This is a genomic window from Demequina maris (genome assembly GCF_000971155.1).
Taxonomy (GTDB): Bacteria; Actinomycetota; Actinomycetes; order Actinomycetales; family Demequinaceae; genus Demequina; species Demequina maris.
Window position 1 is genome coordinate 181,207 of the sequence record NZ_BBLX01000005.1, and the last position, 18,216, is coordinate 199,422.

An 18,216-nucleotide genomic window follows, 5' to 3' on the forward strand; every position below is an offset into this window, starting at 1 on the left:
GTCCGTCACGCCCGCGCGGCCTCCCAGCAGGCGACCAGCGCCGCCGCGCTCACGCGGACGTCGTCGCTGGTGGTGGCCTGGTCGGAGACCGACAGGCGCATCGCTCGCCTGCACTTCCACGCGGAGCCGCCCGCCCACATCGTGCCCTCGCGCTGGACGGCGGCGACGACGGCGTCGGTCACCGCGTCGTCGCCCGGGGCGCCCGGCGCGGGCCCGAAGGCCACCAGCACCTGGTTGAGCGCGACGGGCGCGAGGATCTCGACCCCCGCCTCCGCGAGCAGGTCCGCGAACAGGCGCGCGTGCGCGCAGGTCCGCTCGACGAGCGCCGCGACGCCGTCCCGGCCGTTCGAGGCGAGCATCGCCCACGTCTCGATCCCGCGGGCGCGCTGCGACATCTGCAGGCCGAGCTGCATGAGCGGGCGCGCGTCGTCCGACGCGACGTACGCGGCGTGCATCGCGGTGGCGCGCTCGAGGTCGGCGCGCTCGCGGACGATCGCGATACCGGAGTCGTACGGCACGTTGAGCCACTTGTGCGCGTCGGTGCCCCACGAGTCGGCGAGCTCGACGCCCGCGACCTGGCGGCGCAGCGCCGGGGAGGCCGCCGCCCACAGCCCGAAGGCGCCGTCGACGTGGACCCAGCCGCCGCGCTCCCGCACCCCGGGGATGATCGCGGCGAACGGGTCCGAGGCGCCCGTGTTGACGTTGCCCGCCTGGAGGATCACGAGGGTGAGGGCGTCGGTGTCGCGGGGGAAGGCGTCCGCGCGCACGGCGCCCGTCGCGTCGGTCGGGACCGTCTCCACGCGCCCCGCGCCGAGCCCCGCGAGGCGCAGCGCCTTGAGGACGGACACGTGCGCCTCCTCGCCGACCACGACGCGGATCGCCGGTGCCCCGAACAGGCCGCGCTCGTGCACGTCCCAGCCCGCGCGGGCGAGGAGCGCGTCGCGCGCGGCCAGGATGCCGGTGAGGTTCGCGAGCGTCGCGCCCGGCGTGAAGGTCGCCGTGGAGCCCGCGGGCAGGCCCAGCAGATCGACCACCCAGCCCGCCGCGACCTCGTCGAGCGCGGCGGCGACGGGCGACATGGCGGGCAGCGCGGCGTTCTGGTCCCACTGGCCCGCGAGGACCGCGGCGGCCGCGGCGGCGTTGTCGACGCCGCCGTTGACGAAGCCGAAGAAGCGGCCCTGCGCCTGCGCCATGGTCGCGGGGGAGCCGTACGCGTCGAGCTCGGCGAGGATCTCGCGCGGGTCGATCCGGTGCGCCTGGAGCGGGCGGCGGAACACGTCGAGCGCGGCGACGGCCTCGGGCGGGGGCGCGACCGGACGATGCGCGGCGCCGGCCAGGTACGAGCCCGCGCGGCGCGCGGCCTCGGTGACGAGCGCGATGCGTTCCCGCGTCGCGGCGAGCGCGCGGGGGCTGGTGAGGGCCGGGGTGAGGTCGGTGGTGGTCATGCCGACAGCCTGCGCCGACTGGCACCCCGGGTGAAGGGCCGCATCGGGCACCACTGGCACTTGCAGGAGGGTGCCAGAGCAGGGTTCGATGGCTCCATGCGCACCACGGCCGATCAGCTCAGCGAGGTCCTCGACCACTGGAGGTCCGGCACCGGGCCGCTCTACCAGCAGCTCGCGGACGGGATCGTGGCGCTCGCGGAGTCCGGCACGCTCGAGCACGGCGCGCGCATGCCGTCGGAGCGCGCGCTCGCGACGCGCCTGCACCTGTCGCGCAACACCGTCACCGCGGCGTACCAGCGGCTGCGCGACCAGGGGTGGCTCGAGGCGTCGCCCGGCTCCGCCCCGCGGCTGGGCATGCGCTCGCGGGGCGTCGCGGCGCTGACGGCGCAGGACCGGTTCTCGCGGATCCTCGTGGGCCAGGAGCCCCCGCTCGTGGCCCTCAACACGGCGTCGCCACCGCCCGCCCCGGCCGTGTCCGAGGCCCTCGCGCGGCCCGAGGCCCTCCTCGAGGGGCGTGCCGCGCTGGGCAACGGCTACGCGGCGCTCGGCGACCGCGACCTCACGCTCGCGATCACCGACCACCTGCGCGCGCAGGGCGTGCCCGCGCGCCCGGACGAGGTCGTGGTCACCTCGGGCGCGCAGCAGGCGCTGTGGCTCGCGGTGACGGCGCTCGCGACGCCGTCGACCCCGGTCGCGCTCGAGGCGGTGACCTACCCCGGGGTGTTCGACGCGATCGCGGCGGCGGGCTCGCGCCCGTTCGCTCTGCCCATGGGCGACCTCGGCCTCGAGGTCGACGGCGCCGCCAAGCTGCTGCGCGCCGCGCGCCCCGACCTCGCCTACCTCACGACCTACAACAACCCCACCGGCACCCCGCTCGCGGACGCCGACGCCGTGCGGCTGCTCGACGCCGCCGCATCGTCCGGCACCACCGTCATCGATGACCGCACGCTCGCCGACCTTGTCCTCTCGGGACTCCCGCCGCGCCCCCTCGCGTCGCTCGGCACCCGCGCCTCGGTGGTGACCGTCGGCGGGATGTCGAAGGTGTTCTGGGGCGGGCTGCGCATCGGCTGGCTGCACACCAACGCGACGCTCGCGGCGCAGCTGCGCCACCGCCGCGCGGCGATGGACCTGGGCAGCCCCGCGCTGCTCCAGCGGCTCGGCGCGCGCCTGCTGCGCGAGCGCTTCGAGGACACGCGCGCGTGGCGCCTCGAGACCCTGCGCGAGTCGCTCGACGCGACGCGCGCGGCCATCGCGGACGCGGGCCTCGACTGGGAGGCGGTCGAGCCCTCCGGCGGGCCGTCGCTATGGGTGCGCATGCCGGGCGTCTCGTCCGAGCGGTTCGCCGAGCGGGCCGAGCGCGCCGGCGTCCCGGTGGTCGCCGGCGCCGCGTTCTCGGTGGTGCCGGGGGAGGGCGCGGACCGCTTCCGGCTGCCGTTCTACCTGTCGCCCGAGGAGATGCGCCTGGGGATCAAGACGCTTGCCGAGCGCGCGGCCTGACCCCTCCCGCGCCTTCCGCAACCGGCGTACGGATCCGCCTTCGCGCTCCGGCACCAGGGACGATGCGTGCGAGCCTCGTCCCATACGCCGGTTGGCGCGCGGCGTGGGGCGGGGCGGGTCAGGTGCCGGCGAGCTCCACGGAGCGGATCCGCGCGGCCGGGTCGAGCGACGGGTGGACCGTGATGAGCTCGTCGGCGCGGGCCTCCGCGGCGAAGGCCTCCAGCCCCGCGCGGACCTCGTCCGGGGTGCCGACGGCCGCCTTCGCCATCATCGCCGCGATCTGCGCGCCCTGCGGGGTCGTGAGGAACGCGTCGATCTCCTCGTCCGTGTAGCTGCGCGCGGCCGGTCCGCGGCTGATCATGGCCCGCACGCGGTGGCGGCGCGCGTCGGCGAGCTGGGCCCGCGCATCGTCCCCGTCCTCGGCCGCGACCACGTTGACGCCGGCGATGACGTACGGCTCGGGGTGGGCCTCGGAGGGCCGGTAGGTGCCGCGGTAGAGCGCGACGGCCTCCTCGAGCGCCTGCGGCGCGAAGTGCGAGGCGAACGCGTAGGGCAGGCCCAGCTGCGCGGCGAGCTGCGCGCCGAACAGGGACGAGCCGAGCACGTACAGCGGCACATCGGTGCCGGCGCCGGGCGTCGCGCGGAGGCCGTCGGGGCGGTCCGCGCCCGCGAGCAGGCCCTGGAGCTCGACGACGTCCTGCGGGAACCGGTCGGAGGCCTCGGGGGTGCGGCGCAGGGCGGCGAAGATGCCGCGATCGCCGCCGGGCGCGCGTCCCAGGCCGAGGTCGATGCGGCCGGGGTGGAGCTCGGCGAGCGTGCCGAACTGCTCGGCCACGACGAGCGGGGAGTGGTGCGGGAGCATGACCCCGCCCGCGCCCAGGCGGATCGTCGACGTGTGCGCGGCGACGTGCGCGATCACGACGGCGGGCGCGGACGATGCGATGGTCGCCATGCCGTGGTGCTCGGCGTACCAGACGCGCTCGTAGCCGGACCGCTCGGCGGCGCGCGCGAGCTCGACCGAGTGGGCGAGGCTCTCCGCGGCGCTGCCGCCGGGACGGATGAAGGCGAGGTCGAGCAGGGACAGCGTGAGGGGCATGCGGATCTCTTTCGGGGTGGTGCGGGTCCGGGGGTGCAACGCCGGGAAACGGCACCCTATGCCCGCGCACGCCCGGTGAGGCGAGCAAGTCCACGCAACCGGCGTACGGATCCATGTTCGCGCGCCAGCACCAGGGACGATGCGCGCGGGCCCGGCGATGTACGCCGGTTCGGGCGCGGGGCGCGGTCGGCGGGGCGACAGCCCCGGCGTACGACAGCGGCGCACCGCCCCCGGAGGGACGATGCGCCGCTCTCGTCAGCAGGAAGGCGCGATCAGCGCGCGAGGCGCTTCATCCACGCCTCGACCTCGTCGGGGTCGCGGGGGAGCGCCGCCGAGAGGTTCTCGGCGCCGTCCTCGGTGACGACGATGTCGTCCTCGATGCGCACGCCGATGCCGCGCAGCTCCTCGGGCGCCACGAGGTCGCCCTCCTGGAAGTACAGCCCGGGCTCGATGGTGAAGACCATGCCGGGCTCGAGCACGCCCTCGAGGTAGAGCTCGCGCTTGGCCTCCGCGCAGTCGTGGACGTCGAGGCCAAGGTGGTGCGAGGTGCCGTGGACCATCCAGCGGCGGTAGAGCTTGGATTCGGGGTCCTCCTGCGCGGGCGCGATGCCCCATTCGGTGAGCCGCTGCTCGATGACCTCCATCGCGGCGAGGTGCACGTCGAGGAAGCGGATGCCGGGCCGCACGATCGCGAGCGCGGCGTCGGCGGCCTCGAGGACGATCTCGTAGACGCGGCGCTGGGTGGGCGTGAAGGCGCCGTCGATCGGCAGGGTGCGGGTGATGTCCGCGGTGTAGAGGCTCTCGACCTCGACGCCGGCGTCCAGGAGAAGGAGGTCGCCCTCGCGCACCTGGCCGGTGTTGGAGATCCAGTGCAGCGTGGTCGCGTGGGCGCCGGCGGCGGCGATGGTCTCGTAGCCGACCGCGTTGCCCTCCTCGCGCGCGTGGCCGTCGAAGGTCGCCTCGATCACGCGCTCGCCGCGCTTGTGAGCGATCGCGCGGGGCAGCTCGGGCACCACGCGCTCGAAGCCCGCGATGGTCGCGTTCACCGCGTCGCGCAGCTGCTGGATCTCGTACTCGTCCTTGACGAAGCGCATCTCGGCGAGCGCGGCGCGCACGTCCTCGGCGGGCTCGGCGGTCGCGTCGACGCTCTCGGGCAGGTCCGCCAGCGCCTTGGTCGCGATGCCGGTCATGGCCTCGAACTCGGGCAGGCCGGGGCGGCGGCCGATCCAGAACTCGCCCGCGGCGGGGTCGGAGTAGAAGCCCTCGTCGCCGGGCTGCGCCGGCGGCACGAGGTAGAGGACGACGTCGTGGCCCTCGGCGCCCTCGCGCGGCTCGAACACGAGGACCGCGCCCGGCTCGTGGTCGATGCCGAGGCCCGTGAGGTAGGTGAAGTCGGACGACGGCCGGAACCGGTAGTCGGTGTCGTTCGCGCGCGTCTTGAGCTCGCCCGCCGGGACCGAGATGCGGGTGCCGGCGAACTGCGCGCTCAGGCGCGCGCGGCGCTCGGCCGCGTACGGGGCGGCCGCGATGCGCGTCACCTCGACGTCCTCGTGCGGCGCCCAGTGCTCGCCCATGAAGTCCTTGAACTCCTGGGTGGTCGGGCGGGTGGTGCGGGCCTTGTTGGTCTCGTCCTTGTCGTTCACCCGGCAATGGTCGCACGGTGCGCGGGGGCCGGGCGTCGCCGCTGGTCCCGCCCGCGCATCGTCCCCGCGGCCGCCTCAGGCGGCGAGCGCGACCGTGAGAGTCCCGGCCAGCAGCGCGAGGCTCGTGGGGCCGAAGATCGCGCGCTCGAGCGGGCTGCGCGACGCGAGGTTCGCGAGCGTCGACAGCGCGGCGAACGCGACGACGACCCACATCAGCACCGTGATCAGCGTGCCCTCGCCCGACCCCAGCAGCCCGGCGCGCGCCAGCACCACGGCCGCCATGCCGAGCAGCAGCACCGCCGAGACCGCGCTGCCCGCCCGCAGCCGCGCGGCGAGCCTCCCCGGGCTCGCCCCGCCCCATGCCGCCCGCCCCCACGGCGCGCCGGCGGCCAGCGCCACCTGGAAGACGGCCACCAGGCCGAACAGCGCCGCCGTCGCACATGCCACCCACTCGACAGCCGTCATGACGATCCCCCTCGGATGTGCCGGTGTCCCTCCCATCCTGGCGCAGGCGGCCTCGCGGCGCCCGTGTCGCACCGGCGCGCGATACTGACCGTGTGCGCATCGACCTCCACACCCATTCGAACGTCTCCGACGGCACGGGCACGCCCGCGCAGGTGATGCGCGAGGCCGCCGCGGCCGGCCTCGACGTGGTCGCGCTCACCGACCACGACTCGGTGGGCGGCTGGGAGGAGGCCGAGGCGGAGGCCGCGCGGCTGGGGCTGGGCTTCGTGCCGGGCATCGAGGTGTCGGCGCGCGACGGCCGGGTGTCCATCCACATGCTCGCGCTGTGGCCGCGGCCGGACGATGCGGCGCTCGCCGAGATCCTCGCGTTCACCCGGGAGGCGCGCGTGGGCCGGGCGCAGACCATCGTCGACCGGATCTCGGTGGACTACTTGATCGAGTGGGACGACGTGGTGGCGCAGGCGGGGGACGCCGCCACGGTGGGCCGGCCGCACATCGCGGACGCGCTCGTGGCGCGCGGGCACTTCGCGCATCGTGACGAAGTGTTCGCCGAGGTGCTGCACAACCGCTCGCGCTACTACGTGCACCACTACGCGCCCGAGGTGCACGACGCGGTCCGTGCGATCCGGTCCGCGGGGGGAGTGCCGGTGTTCGCGCATCCCGGCGCGCACGCGCGCGGCCGCGTGGTGCCGGACCGGGTGATCGCGTCGCTCGCGAAGGCGGGCCTGGCCGGCCTCGAGGTGGACCACCGCGACCATGACGAGGAGACGCGCGAGCGGCTCGCGGGCCTGGTCGAGCGGCACGGCCTCATCCGCACCGGGTCGTCGGACTATCACGGGACGGGGAAGCTCAACCGGCTGGGCGAGAACCTCACGTCGGTCGAGGCGTTCGAGGCGCTGCGGGCCCAGCGGGCGTGACGGGGCCGGGCGGGCCTCCCGCGTCCGGGCCTACGATGCGGGCATGAGCAACCCGACCCACGTGGACGACGTCGCGATCGGCGACGAGATGATCCGTCTCGGCCAGTTCGTGAAGCTCGCCGGGCTCCTCGACTCCGGCGGCGACGCCAAGGCGGCCATCGTCGACGGCGACGTGTCCGTCAACGGCGAGGTGGACCGCCGCCGCGGGCGTCAGCTCCACCACGGCGACATCGTCAGCTTCGCCGGCCGCGCCGCCCGCGTCTGCCCCTGACGGGGCCGGACGGCAGAAGGGGCGGGACCCTCGCGGATCCCGCCCCTCCTGGATGAAGCCGATTACTCGCCGGCCGGCTGCGCCTGGGGCGCGCCCTCGCCGGAGCCGCCGCCGCCCGAACGGCGGCGACGACGGTTGCGGCTGCGGCGCGGCTTGGACTCGCCGCCCTCGGAGCCGCCCTGGCCGCCCTCGGCGCGCGGCTCGCGCGGCGCGCCCTCGGTCGAGCCGCCCTGGCCGGAGCCCGAGCCGCCACGGCGACGGTTGCGGTTGCGGCCGCCGCCCTCACCCGAGCGCTCGCCCGAGCCCGAGCCGCCACGGCCACCCTGGCCGCCGCGACCGCCCTGACCGCGACCGCCCTGGCCGCGGCCGGCGCCGCCGGCGTGCTTGCCGGTCTCGCCCAGGTCCTCGAGCGTCTCCGCCTCGAGGCCCTCGCGCGTGCGCTTGTCGCGCGGCAGGCGGCCCTTGGTGCCCTCGGGGATGTCGAGGTCCTCGAACAGGTGCGGCGACGTCGAGTACGTCTCCTGCGGCTCCGGGTAGCCCAGGTCGAGCGCCTTGTCGATGAGCGACCAGCGCGGGATGTCGTCCCAGTCGACGAACGTCACGGCGGTGCCGGTCTTGCCCGCGCGGCCGGTGCGGCCGATGCGGTGCAGGTAGGTCTTCTCGTCCTCGGGGCACTGGTAGTTGACCACGTGCGTGACGTCGTCGACGTCGATGCCGCGCGCCGCGACGTCGGTCGCGACGAGGATGTCGATCTTGCCCGAGCGGAACGCGCGCAGCGCCTGCTCGCGGGCGCCCTGGCCCAGGTCGCCGTGGATCGCGCCGGCCGCGAAGCCGCGCTCGCGGAGCTCGTCCGAGACCTTCGCCGCGGTGCGCTTGGTGCGCGCGAACACGACCGTGAGGCCGCGGCCGTTGGCCTGCAGCATGCGCGCGAGCACCTCGACCTTGTCGAGCGCGTGCGCACGGTAGACGACCTGCTTGATGGCCTTGACGGTGGCGCCGTCGTCGTCCGGGTCGGCCGCGCGGATGTGCGTGGGCTGCGTCATGTAGCGGCGCGCGAGCGCGACCACGGCGCCCGGCATCGTCGCGGAGAACAGCATGGTGTGGCGCGACGCCGGGGTGGCGGCGAGCAGCTTCTCGACGTCGGGCAGGAAGCCCAGGTCGAGCATCTCGTCGGCCTCGTCGAGGACGACGGTGCGGATGAAGCGCAGGTCCAGGTGGCCCTGGTTGAGCAGGTCGATCATGCGGCCGGGGGTGCCGACGATCACGTCGGCGCCCTTCTGCAGCGCCTCGATCTGGGGCTCGTACGCGCGGCCGCCGTAGATCTGGACGATGCGGACGGCGCGCTTGCGCGACGCGGTCTCGAGGTCGTTCGCGACCTGCACCGCGAGCTCGCGGGTGGGCGCGACGATGAGCGCCTGGGGCTTGCCCTGGGCGTCGCCGAGGCCCTCGTAGGCCTCCTCGCCGGGGGCGGCGGTGCGCTGCAGCGCGGGGATGCCGAAGCCGAGCGTCTTGCCGGTTCCGGTCTTCGCCTGGCCGATGATGTCGTGGCCGGACAGCGCGACCGGGAGGGTCATCGCCTGGATGGGGAACGGGGTGGTGATGCCCTTGTCGGCGAGCGCCTCGACGATGCGGTGGTCCACATCGAAGTCGGCGAACGTCTTGTCGGGCGTCTGCACGCTGGCGTGCGTCTCTGTCATGGTGCTCCGATGAATTCGGGGGCGCGCGGGGCGCCGATGGCGGGCAGCCGATCGCGAATCATCCTCAGAGCGGCTCGTCGCTGTCTTCAGCGGTACCGCGTTTCACATGACGACCGGTCAGCCCCGGGTCAGGACATAGTGTACCGGGCACCCCTCACCCGGCGGTAGGGAGGGACGATGCGCGCGTCGCGTCAGGGCAGGTCGTCGCCCAGCGGCGAGGGCCGCGGGTCGAGCACGGCGGTCACGATCGCCTCGATCGCGAACCTCGAGGCCTCGGCGAGCTCGACGTTGTCGCGGTCGAGCAGCCACTGCACCTGGAGCCCGTCCATGACCGCGAGCACGGACGCGGAGGCGCGTGCCACGTTCGCGGGCTCGTCGACGCCCCGGTCGCGGCACATCTCCCGCAGCGCGTCCGCGACCTCGCCGCGCAGCACGGTGTAGCGCTCCTCGAAGTAGGAGCGGCCCGGGTTGCCGTCCGTGACGGACTCCGCGGACAGCACCGCGTATGCCTGGACGATGCCGGGCCGGCTCTCGTTCGTGAAGGCCGTGCGCACGAGGTGGCGGAACAGCTCGATCCCACCCGGGATGTGCTGCTCGTCCAGGCCCTCGACGTCGGACTCGTCGCGGTAGCGGAGCACCTCGACGAGCAGCCGGTCCTTGGAGCCGAAGTGGTGAAGGATCCCCGCGTGGGTCATCTCGACCTGGTCGGCGATCTCCGCGAGGGGGCCGTTGTTGTAGCCCTTCTGGCCGAAGATCTCGAGCGCCGCCTGGAGGATCTCGCGCCGCCGTGCCGCCGTCTCGGGTCGCGGGCTGGACCGTCGTCTCGTGGTCGGCATGCTGTTCCTCGCTCCGCGTCATCGCTCGTACCGGCGCGGATGCCCGTGCCGGAGACCCGCGGCGGCCGCGGGGCCGGTCCGCCGTGACGGTCACGCCCCACTCTACGCAGGTGGTGTGGAGGGTATCGCGCACCGCCGCAGGTCACGGAACGGCAACACTTCGCCGCCCCGGTTTGGAATTGTTACTGACTGCATTGTAAGTTCTAACGCCAGAGGCCCCAAGCGGGGCCACGGACCGCTCGATGATGAGGAGCCCCACCGGTGACAACGCCGTCGCTGACCGCCCCCGAGGCGTACGCCACGCTCGACGACTGCCGCGCCGCGGCGCGCGCCCTGCCGCTCGAGCGCAAGGTCCTCCTCCTCACCGGCCGCGCCATGTGGCACCTCCAGGCGCTGCCCGAGCTGGGCCTGCGCCCGGTGACCTTCTCCGACGGCCCGGTGGGCGTGCGCGGGCTGGGGGAGGTCGACGGCGAGACGTCGATCCTGTTCCCGACCCCGAGCGCCGTGGCCGCCACGTGGGACGTCGCGCTCGCCTTCGAGGTCGGCCAGGCCTTCGCCCGCGAGGCGCGCGCCCACGGCGTCGACGTGGTGCTCGCGCCGCAGGTCAACCTCCAGCGCACGCCGGTGGGCGGGCGCCACTTCGAGTGCTTCTCCGAGGACCCGTTCCTCACGTCCGCGATCGGCGTCCCCGTCGTGCGCGGCATCCAGGACCAGGGCGTCGCCGCGTGCATGAAGCACTACATCGCCAACGACTCCGAGACCGAGCGCACCACCTACGTGTCCCACGTCGGGATGCAGGCGCTGCGCGAGGTCTACCTCGCGCCGTTCGAGGAGGCCGTCAACGCCGGCGTGTGGTCGCTCATGGCCGCCTACAACGGCGCCGACGACGGCGTCGAGGCCGGCCCGATGACCGCGCACCGCCACCTCCTCGTGGACGTCCTCAAGGACGAGCTGGGCTTCGACGGCGTCGTCGTCTCCGACTGGGAGGCCACCCGCACCACCGAGGCGTCCGCGGCCGGCGGCCTCGACCTCGTCATGCCGGGCCCCGGCGGGCCCTGGGGCGAGCGCCTGCTCGCGGCCGTGGCCGACGGCCGCGTCGACGAGCGCGAGCTCGACGACAAGGTCGCGCGCATCCTGCTGCTCGCGCACCGCGTCGGCGCGCTCGGCTCGGAGCCGGCCGCGATCACCGCGGCGGAGGACCTGCGGGCGCTCGTCCGCCGCGCCGCCGCCGCGTCGATGGTCGTGCTGCGCCGCGAGGGACGCGCGCCGTGGGAGCGGCCCGCGCCGTCCACGATCGCGCTCATCGGCCCGAACGCCGTCCGCCCGCACGTGCTCGGCGGCGGCTCGTCGACCGTGCACCCCGCGCACGTCGCGACCCCCGCCGAGGGCCTCGCCGCGCGCTGGCCCGCGGCCCGCATCGTCCTCGAGCGCGGCGGCGACCCGCGCGCGCTCGCGCCGCGCCTCCACATCCCCGGCCGCGGCACCGCGATCCTCGTGCAGCGGGACGATGCGGGTGCCGAGGTCGCGCGCACGGCGGTCGCCGACTGGCGCGGCTGGGCCGACGCGCTCGACCCCGACGCCCGCGAGGCCGACCTGATCGTCCGCGTGCGGCTGCACGAGCCCGGCGTCCACCGCCTGTCGGTGGGCACGGTCGGCGCGCACCGCGTCGTCATCGACGGCGTCGAGGCCTCGGCGAGCGACGTCCCGGTCGGTGTCGAGTGCGTGCTCGACTCGTCGGTCAACAACCCCGCGGGCGTCGAGGTCGAGGTCGCGGTCACGGAGCCGCGCGAGGTCGAGATCCTGGCGACGCTGGCCGTGATCGACGCGGGCGGCTACGGCCGGTTCCTGCGCGCCGAGCCCCGCCACGCGCTCCCCGGCCCCACCGCGGACCAGGAGATCGAGGCGGCCGTGGCCGCCGCCCGCGACGCCGAGCTGGCCGTCGTGGTGGTCGGCACCAACGAGGAGTCGGAGTCCGAGGGCTGGGACCGCACCACCCTCGCGCTGCCGGGCCGCCAGGACGAGCTCGTCGAGCGGGTGCTCGACGTCGCCCCCGACGCGGTCGTGCTCGTCAACGCGGGCGCGCCGGTCCTGCTGCCCTGGCTCGCGCGGGCGCGCACCGTGCTGTGGGCGTGGTTCCCCGGCCAGGAGGCCGGGCACGCGATCGCCGATGTCCTCTCCGGGGCCGTCGAGCCGTCCGGCCGCCTCCCCTGGACCCTCCCCGCGTCCGAGGCCGACGTGCCTGTGCCCCACGCGGTCCCGGACGCGGGGAGCCTGCGCTACGACGAGGGCGTCCACGTGGGCTACCGCGGCTGGGAGCGGTCGGGAGCGTCGCCCGCCGCCCCGTTCGGGCACGGGCTCGGGTGGACGGACTGGCGCTACGACGCCGTCTCGTCCGTGACGGTCGGCGCCGACGGCGACCTCGCGCTGGACGTGACCGTGACCAACACCGGCGACCGCGACGGTCGCGAGGTGATCCAGGTGTACGTCGAGGCCCCGGAGGGCGCGCACGAGCGCCCCGCCCGCTGGCTCGGCGGATTCGTGGCCGTGCACGCACGGCCCGGCGAGACGGTCGAGGCGGGCGTCACCATCGCCCGCCGACGTCTCGAGGTGTGGGACGCGGAGGCGTCGTCCTGGGTGCTTCCCCAGGGCGGGTACCGTCTGCGCGTCGGGCGCTCCGTGCGCGACCTCCGGCTGGACACCGCGGTCCGGCTCGAGGCGCCCGAACCGGTGAGGAGGGACGGCTAGCACGCGGCTCGCCGCCCGCCCGGGCGGATCACTGACAACGACGTCAACGGCTCCGGCACCGCCGGACGCCCCATCACAGGAGAAGGAGATGAGGATGAGGAAGTCCTCGCTCGTGGCCATGTCCGTCGCCACCACCCTCGCGCTCGCCGCTTGCGCCGGCGGAGGCGAGGCCACCGACAACCCCTCGGAGACCGGCGGCTCGACCCCGCAGGCCGGCGCCCCGCTCACGATCGCCAAGCCCGACGGCGCGATCGCGACCGAGTCCAACAACCCGTGGGTCGGAGACTCCTCCGGCCTCAAGCTCGGCTACATCAACGCGATCCTCGAGCCGCTCGCCTTCGTCAACACGATCGACCCCACCGCCGAGGTCAAGCCGTGGCTCGCCCAGGACGTCACCTGGTCCGAGGACGGCACGTCGGTCACGGTGACCGCGCGCGAGGGCGTGACGTGGAACGACGGCGAGCCGTTCACCGCGGACGACATCGCCTTCACGTTCCAGATGTTCCTCGACCACCCGGAGCTCGACACCGCGGCCCTCGGCCTCAACGGCGTCACCCAGGACGGCGACTCCGTGACGCTCACGTTCGACGGGCCCATGTTCGTCAAGCAGGACAAGGTGCTGCACAAGTACATCGTCCCGAAGCACGTGTGGGAGAGCGTCGACGACCCCGCCACGGCCGACAACCTCGAGCCCGTGGGCACCGGCCCGTACGTGCTGAGCAGCTTCACGACGCAGTCCGTCGAGCTCACCGCGCGCGACGACTACTGGGGCGGCGACCTCGCCGTGCCGACGCTCTACTACGTGTCGTACAACGACAACACCGCCCTCACCACCGCGCTCGCGACCGGCGACGCGGACTGGGCGCAGGCGTTCATCCCGAACGTCCAGAGCGCGTACCTCGACAAGGACGCCGACCACAACATCTACTGGGCGCCGCCGGGCCTGGCCATCGACACGATGTACATGAACCTGCACGAGAAGCCGTTCGACGACGTGGCGTTCCGCAAGGCCGTCAACATGGTCGTCGACCGCGCCAAGCACGCGGAGATCGCGCGCGAGGGCGGCGTCCCCGAGCTCACCTCGGTGACCGGCATGCCGACCCCGGTGGGCGACTCGTACATCTCGTCCGAGTTCCAGGGCCAGAGCTACACGGTCGACGTCGACGGCGCGCGTGCGCTGCTCGAGGACGCCGGCTACACCTGGTCGGGCGACACCCTCGTCGACCCCGACGGCGGCGACGTCACGTTCGAGCTCCAGGTGCCGCAGGGCTGGAACGACTACGTGACGGGCATCTCGCTCATCGCGGACTCGGTCAAGGCGCTCGGCGTCGAGGCCACGGTTCAGACCCCCGACGTCGACACCTGGTGGAATGACAAGTCCATCGGCGACTTCCAGGCCATCCTGCACTGGACCGACGGCGGCGCGACCCCGTACGACATGTACAAGTCGATGATGAGCAAGGAGTGGCTCGTGCCCATGGGCGAGCCGGCCAACAACAACTTCGGCCGGTTCGACAGCGACGAGGCCACCCAGGCGCTCGACGCGTTCGCCAAGGCGGCGGACGATGCGACCCGCCAGGCGGCGCTCGACACGGTCGAGCAGATCTTCGTCGACCAGGTCGTGACCATCCCCGTCGGCACCCGCCCGTCGATCGGCGAGTGGAACACGCGCAACTACGTCGGCTGGCCGTCGGACGAGGACCCGTACGCGGACCCGAACCCGACCATCGCCTCCGCCGTCCTCATCCTCACGAGCCTCGAGCCCGCGAGCTGACCCCCCTCGCCCGGGTGGGGCCGGCGTCCCCTCGCCGGTCCCACCCGTGCCGCACCCCCCTCGATCCGGAAGGCCCCCCGTGACCACGGAAACCCTGCTGACCGTCTCGGACTTCAGCGTCGTCTACGACGTCGACCCACCCGTCGAGGCGGTCCGCCACGTCTCACTGGCTCTCGAGCGCGGCGAGATCCTCGGGCTCGCCGGCGAGTCCGGCTGCGGCAAGACCACCCTCGCCTACGGCATCCAGCGCCTGCTCAAGCCGCCGGCCGTCATCACCTCCGGGCACGCCGTCTTCCACGACGAGTCCGGCGAGGACATCGACATCAACGCGCTCGACGCGGCCCAGATGCGGGCCTTCCGCTGGGACAAGGTCTCGATGGTCTTCCAGGGCGCGATGAACGCGCTCAACCCGGTCGCCACGATCGGCCGCCAGCTTGAGGACGTCTTCACCACGCATCGTCCCCGCATGCCCAAGGGCGAGCGCAGGGAGGAGTGCGCGCGGCTGCTCGACATCGTCGGCGTCGGCCGCGACCGCCTGCGCAGCTACCCCCACGAGCTGTCGGGCGGCATGCGCCAGCGCGTCATGATCGCGATGGCGATGGCCCTGCGGCCGCAGCTCATGATCATGGACGAGCCCACGACCGCGCTCGACGTGCTGGTCCAGCGCGAGATCCTCGAGCAGATCTCCGACCTCCGCACCAAGCTGGGCTTCTCCGTCATCTTCATCACGCACGACCTGCCGCTGCTGCTCGAGATCTCCGACCGCATCGCCGTGATGAAGGATGGCGCGATCGTCGAGCTCGACACCGCGCTCAACATCTACTCGGACCCGCAGCACGAGTACACCCGCCGCCTGCTGTCGTCGTTCCCGAGCCTCACCGGCGAGCGCGGCGACTTCGTGCGCGGCTCCGAGACCCAGGAGGCCGCCCGATGACCACCCTCGAGCTCCGGAACGTGAGCAAGCGGTACCGCGTGCGCGGCGCGGGCGACATGCTCGCGCTCGACGACGTGAGCTTCACGCTGACGTCCGGCCAGACCATCGCCCTCGTCGGGCAGTCCGGCTCGGGCAAGTCCACCATCGCGAAGATCCTCACCCAGCTCGAGCGCGCGAGCTCCGGCCACGTGCTCCTCGACGGGCAGCCGATCCCGCATCGCGGCCCCGGGCTGCGCCGCTACCGCCAGCGGGTGCGCATGGTCTTCCAGGACCCGTTCGCCTCGTTGAACCCGTACCACACCATCCGCCACCACCTGGAGCGTCCGCTGCGCCTCGACGCCGTCGTGCCCCAGGACCAGGTCGAGGACGAGGTGCGGAGCCTGCTCGCGCGCGTCCGGCTCGACCCCGACGCGACCATCGACCGCCGCCCCCACGAGCTGTCGGGCGGTCAGCGCCAGCGCGTCGCGATCGCCCGCGCGCTCGCGTCGCGGCCCGAGCTGCTCATCGCCGACGAGCCGGTGTCGATGCTCGACGTGTCGATCCGGCTGGGGGTGCTCAACCTGCTCGCGGACCTGCAGCGCGAGTCGAACCTGGGCGTCCTGTACATCACTCACGACCTCGCGACCGCGCGCCACTTCTCCGACGAGATCATGGTCCTGCACCACGGCGTGGTCGTCGAGCGCGGCGCCGCCGACGACGTCATCCTGCGCGCGCAGCACGAGTACACGCGTGCGCTGCGCGGCGCCTCGCCCGACCCCGACAAGCACTTCGCGGACCCCTCGGGCCGCGCCGTCACGAGGAGCTGACGTGCGATTCCTGCTGCGCCGCCTCGCGTTCTACGCCTTCACCGCGTGGGCCGCGATCACCATCAACTTCTTCCTGCCGCGGTTCATGAAGGGCGACCCCATCACCGCGTACCTGCAGAAGCACCAGAGCGAGTTCAACCCCGAGGCGATCGACTCGCTGCGGACGCTGTTCGGGCTGGAGTCCGACAGGTCGCTGCTCCAGCAGTACATCGACTACTGGGGGCTGCTGCTGCACGGCGACCTCGGCCGGTCCTTCAGCCGCGGCCTCGCGCCGGTGTCGGACGTCATCGCCTCGGCCCTGCCGTGGACGCTCGGGCTCGTGGGCATCGCGACGATCCTCAGCTTCTTCATCGGCACCGGCATCGGCTCGCTCATCGGGTGGCGACGCGGCAGCCGGGCCGACTACGTCGTGCCGTTCGCCACGTTCTTCTCGACGGTGCCGTACTTCTGGATGGGCCTCATCGTCATCGCCGTGTTCTCGACCACTCTCGGCTGGTTCCCGGCCTCGCACGCGTACGACAAGGGCTCGTCGCCCGAGTGGTCGTGGGACTTCATCGGCCAGGTGATCGCCCACGGGACGCTGCCCGCCGTCACCATCGTCGTCGCGTCCCTCGGCGGCTGGATCCTGGGCATGCGCAACATGATGATCACGGTGCTCGACGAGGACTACGTCACGGTCGCCGAGGCGAAGGGGCTCGCGCCCCAGCGCGTCATGACCCGCTACGCCGCGCGCAACGCGGTCCTGCCCCAGCTGTCGAGCTTCGCGCTCGCGCTCGGCTTCATCGTGGGCGGCACGCTCGTGATGGAGCTCGTGTTCTCGTACCCCGGCGTCGGCAAGCTCCTGCTCGACGCGACCAACGCCAAGGACTGGCCGCTCATGCAGGGCCTGTTCCTGGTGATCACGCTCGCGGTGCTCGTCGCGAACATCCTCGCCGACGTCGCCCACGCGATCCTCGACCCGCGCACCCGGATGATGGAGTCCTGACATGTCGCTGTCGACCTTCCCCACCACCTCCGAGACGGAGGAGAACCGCACGACCGAGCCGCAGCGGCCCACGCGCCTGAGCCGGCTCGGCAAGTCGTTCGCGATGTTCCGCAACCCCAAGTCGATCACCGGCCTGGTCATCCTCGGGATCTTCGCGCTCGTCGCGATCCTCGGCGACGTCATCGCGCCGTACGGGCCCCTGGACAAGGACTTCTACGCGCTGAAGCAGCCGCCCTCCGCCGAGCACTGGCTGGGCACCACGCACCTCGGCGAGGACGTGTTCAGCCAGATCGTCTACGGCACACGCGGCGTCCTCGTCGTGGGCCTCGTCGCGGGCGTGCTCGCGACGTTCGTCGCGGTGCTCGTGGGCGTCGCCGCCGGGTACCTGTCCGGCTGGCGCTCCGAGTCGCTGTCCGCGCTCACCAACGTGTTCCTGGTGATCCCGGGCCTGCCGCTCATCATCATCGTGGCGTCGCAGTACGACAACCCGAGCATCGTGCTCATCTCCGCCGTGATCGCGATCACCGGCTGGGCGTGGGGCGCGCGCGTGCTGCGCGCGCAGACGATGTCGCTGCGCAACCGCGACTTCGTGCAGGCGGCCAAGGCGAACGGCGAGCGCCTGTGGCGCATCATCGCCGTCGAGATGCTGCCGAACCTCACCGCGATCATCGCGTCCAGCTTCGTCGGCACCGTCACCGCGGCCGTGCTCGGCCTCACCACGCTGGCGTTCATCGGCGTCATCCCGATCACCAACCTCAACTGGGGCACCATCCTGTTCTGGGCGCAGCAGAACGGCGCATTCCCCGACTTCTGGTGGTGGTACGTGCCCGCCGGCCTCTGCATCGCGATCCTCGGGATGGCGCTGTCGCTGGTGAACTTCGGCATCGACGAGTACGTCAACCCGCGCCTGCGGTCCGCAGGCGAGCGCGCCCGCGCGATGCGCAAGAAGGGGATGAGCCTGACCGGCGGCGTCACCGAGGTCAGGACGGCGGACGATGCGGCGGCCCCGCCGGACGCCGCGCCCGAGCCCGAGGAGCGCGAGGCGGCGCTCCGCCGCTGACGGCACGAGGGCCCGGGGAGCATCGTCCCCGGGCCCTCGTGAGCG

15 protein-coding genes are annotated in these 18,216 nt (G+C 73.5%); 9 read left to right on the top strand and 6 right to left on the bottom strand.

Features of this window, described 5'->3' with window-relative positions:
• Positions 1-5: 5 nt before the first annotated feature.
• Positions 6-1,445, bottom strand: coding sequence for a pyridoxal phosphate-dependent decarboxylase family protein (locus AOM02_RS07885; RefSeq protein WP_082104961.1), 1,440 nt, complete (start codon positions 1,443-1,445; stop codon positions 6-8).
• Between the two features lie 96 nt (positions 1,446-1,541).
• Between AOM02_RS07885 and AOM02_RS07890 the strand changes: the two genes are divergently transcribed.
• Positions 1,542-2,942, top strand: a complete 1,401-nt coding sequence (locus AOM02_RS07890; RefSeq protein WP_062298528.1) for an aminotransferase-like domain-containing protein — start codon at positions 1,542-1,544, stop codon at positions 2,940-2,942.
• Positions 2,943-3,060: 118 nt separating this feature from the next.
• Here the strand turns inward: AOM02_RS07890 and AOM02_RS07895 are convergent, their stop codons facing one another.
• From AOM02_RS07895 to AOM02_RS07905, 3 genes are all read right to left on the bottom strand, one after another.
• Positions 3,061-4,038 (bottom strand): LLM class flavin-dependent oxidoreductase, encoded by a 978-nt coding sequence (locus AOM02_RS07895; protein ID WP_062298531.1) that lies wholly within the window; start codon positions 4,036-4,038, stop codon positions 3,061-3,063.
• A 272-nt stretch (positions 4,039-4,310) separates the two neighbouring features.
• A complete protein-coding gene (locus AOM02_RS07900) occupies positions 4,311-5,681 on the bottom strand; it encodes an aminopeptidase P family protein (RefSeq protein WP_062298533.1) in 1,371 nt (456 codons plus the stop codon).
• Between the two features lie 75 nt (positions 5,682-5,756).
• Positions 5,757-6,146 (bottom strand): hypothetical protein, encoded by a 390-nt coding sequence (locus AOM02_RS07905; RefSeq protein WP_062298535.1) that lies wholly within the window; start codon positions 6,144-6,146, stop codon positions 5,757-5,759.
• A gap of 92 nt (positions 6,147-6,238) precedes the next feature.
• Here AOM02_RS07905 and AOM02_RS07910 point away from each other — a divergent pair, with 92 nt between their 5' ends.
• A complete protein-coding gene (locus AOM02_RS07910) occupies positions 6,239-7,063 on the top strand; it encodes a PHP domain-containing protein (RefSeq protein WP_062298538.1) in 825 nt (274 codons plus the stop codon).
• Between the two features lie 43 nt (positions 7,064-7,106).
• A complete protein-coding gene (locus tag AOM02_RS07915) occupies positions 7,107-7,334 on the top strand; it encodes an RNA-binding S4 domain-containing protein (protein ID WP_062298540.1) in 228 nt (75 codons plus the stop codon).
• Positions 7,335-7,396: 62 nt separating this feature from the next.
• On the opposite strand, the gene AOM02_RS07920 is transcribed toward AOM02_RS07915, so the two are convergent.
• Both AOM02_RS07920 and AOM02_RS07925 read right to left on the bottom strand, forming a co-directional pair.
• Positions 7,397-9,031 (bottom strand): DEAD/DEAH box helicase, encoded by a 1,635-nt coding sequence (locus tag AOM02_RS07920; RefSeq protein WP_082104963.1) that lies wholly within the window; start codon positions 9,029-9,031, stop codon positions 7,397-7,399.
• Positions 9,032-9,222: 191 nt separating this feature from the next.
• Positions 9,223-9,867, bottom strand: coding sequence for a TetR/AcrR family transcriptional regulator (locus AOM02_RS07925; RefSeq protein ID WP_062298545.1), 645 nt, complete (start codon positions 9,865-9,867; stop codon positions 9,223-9,225).
• Between the two features lie 261 nt (positions 9,868-10,128).
• Between AOM02_RS07925 and AOM02_RS07930 the strand changes: the two genes are divergently transcribed.
• The 6 genes from AOM02_RS07930 to AOM02_RS07955 all read left to right on the top strand — a co-directional run bounded on the left by AOM02_RS07930 (position 10,129) and on the right by AOM02_RS07955 (position 18,171).
• Positions 10,129-12,612 (top strand): beta-glucosidase family protein, encoded by a 2,484-nt coding sequence (locus tag AOM02_RS07930; RefSeq protein WP_228373799.1) that lies wholly within the window; start codon positions 10,129-10,131, stop codon positions 12,610-12,612.
• Between the two features lie 94 nt (positions 12,613-12,706).
• The gene (locus AOM02_RS07935; RefSeq protein WP_369344556.1) at positions 12,707-14,386 is read left to right on the top strand and encodes an ABC transporter substrate-binding protein; all 1,680 of its coding nucleotides are present in this window, start codon (positions 12,707-12,709) and stop codon (positions 14,384-14,386) included.
• A 79-nt stretch (positions 14,387-14,465) separates the two neighbouring features.
• Entirely contained in the window at positions 14,466-15,320 is an 855-nt protein-coding gene (locus tag AOM02_RS07940; protein ID WP_062298548.1) for an ABC transporter ATP-binding protein, read from the top strand.
• Complete coding sequence (locus tag AOM02_RS07945) at positions 15,317-16,126, top strand: ABC transporter ATP-binding protein (protein WP_062298550.1); 810 nt, start codon at positions 15,317-15,319, stop codon at positions 16,124-16,126. Before AOM02_RS07940 ends, AOM02_RS07945 begins: the two co-directional genes overlap by 4 nt.
• A gap of 1 nt (position 16,127) precedes the next feature.
• A complete protein-coding gene (locus tag AOM02_RS07950) occupies positions 16,128-17,111 on the top strand; it encodes an ABC transporter permease (protein ID WP_062298553.1) in 984 nt (327 codons plus the stop codon).
• Between the two features lies 1 nt (position 17,112).
• The gene (locus tag AOM02_RS07955; protein WP_062298555.1) at positions 17,113-18,171 is read left to right on the top strand and encodes an ABC transporter permease; all 1,059 of its coding nucleotides are present in this window, start codon (positions 17,113-17,115) and stop codon (positions 18,169-18,171) included.
• The last annotated feature ends 45 nt before the right edge of the window (positions 18,172-18,216 follow it).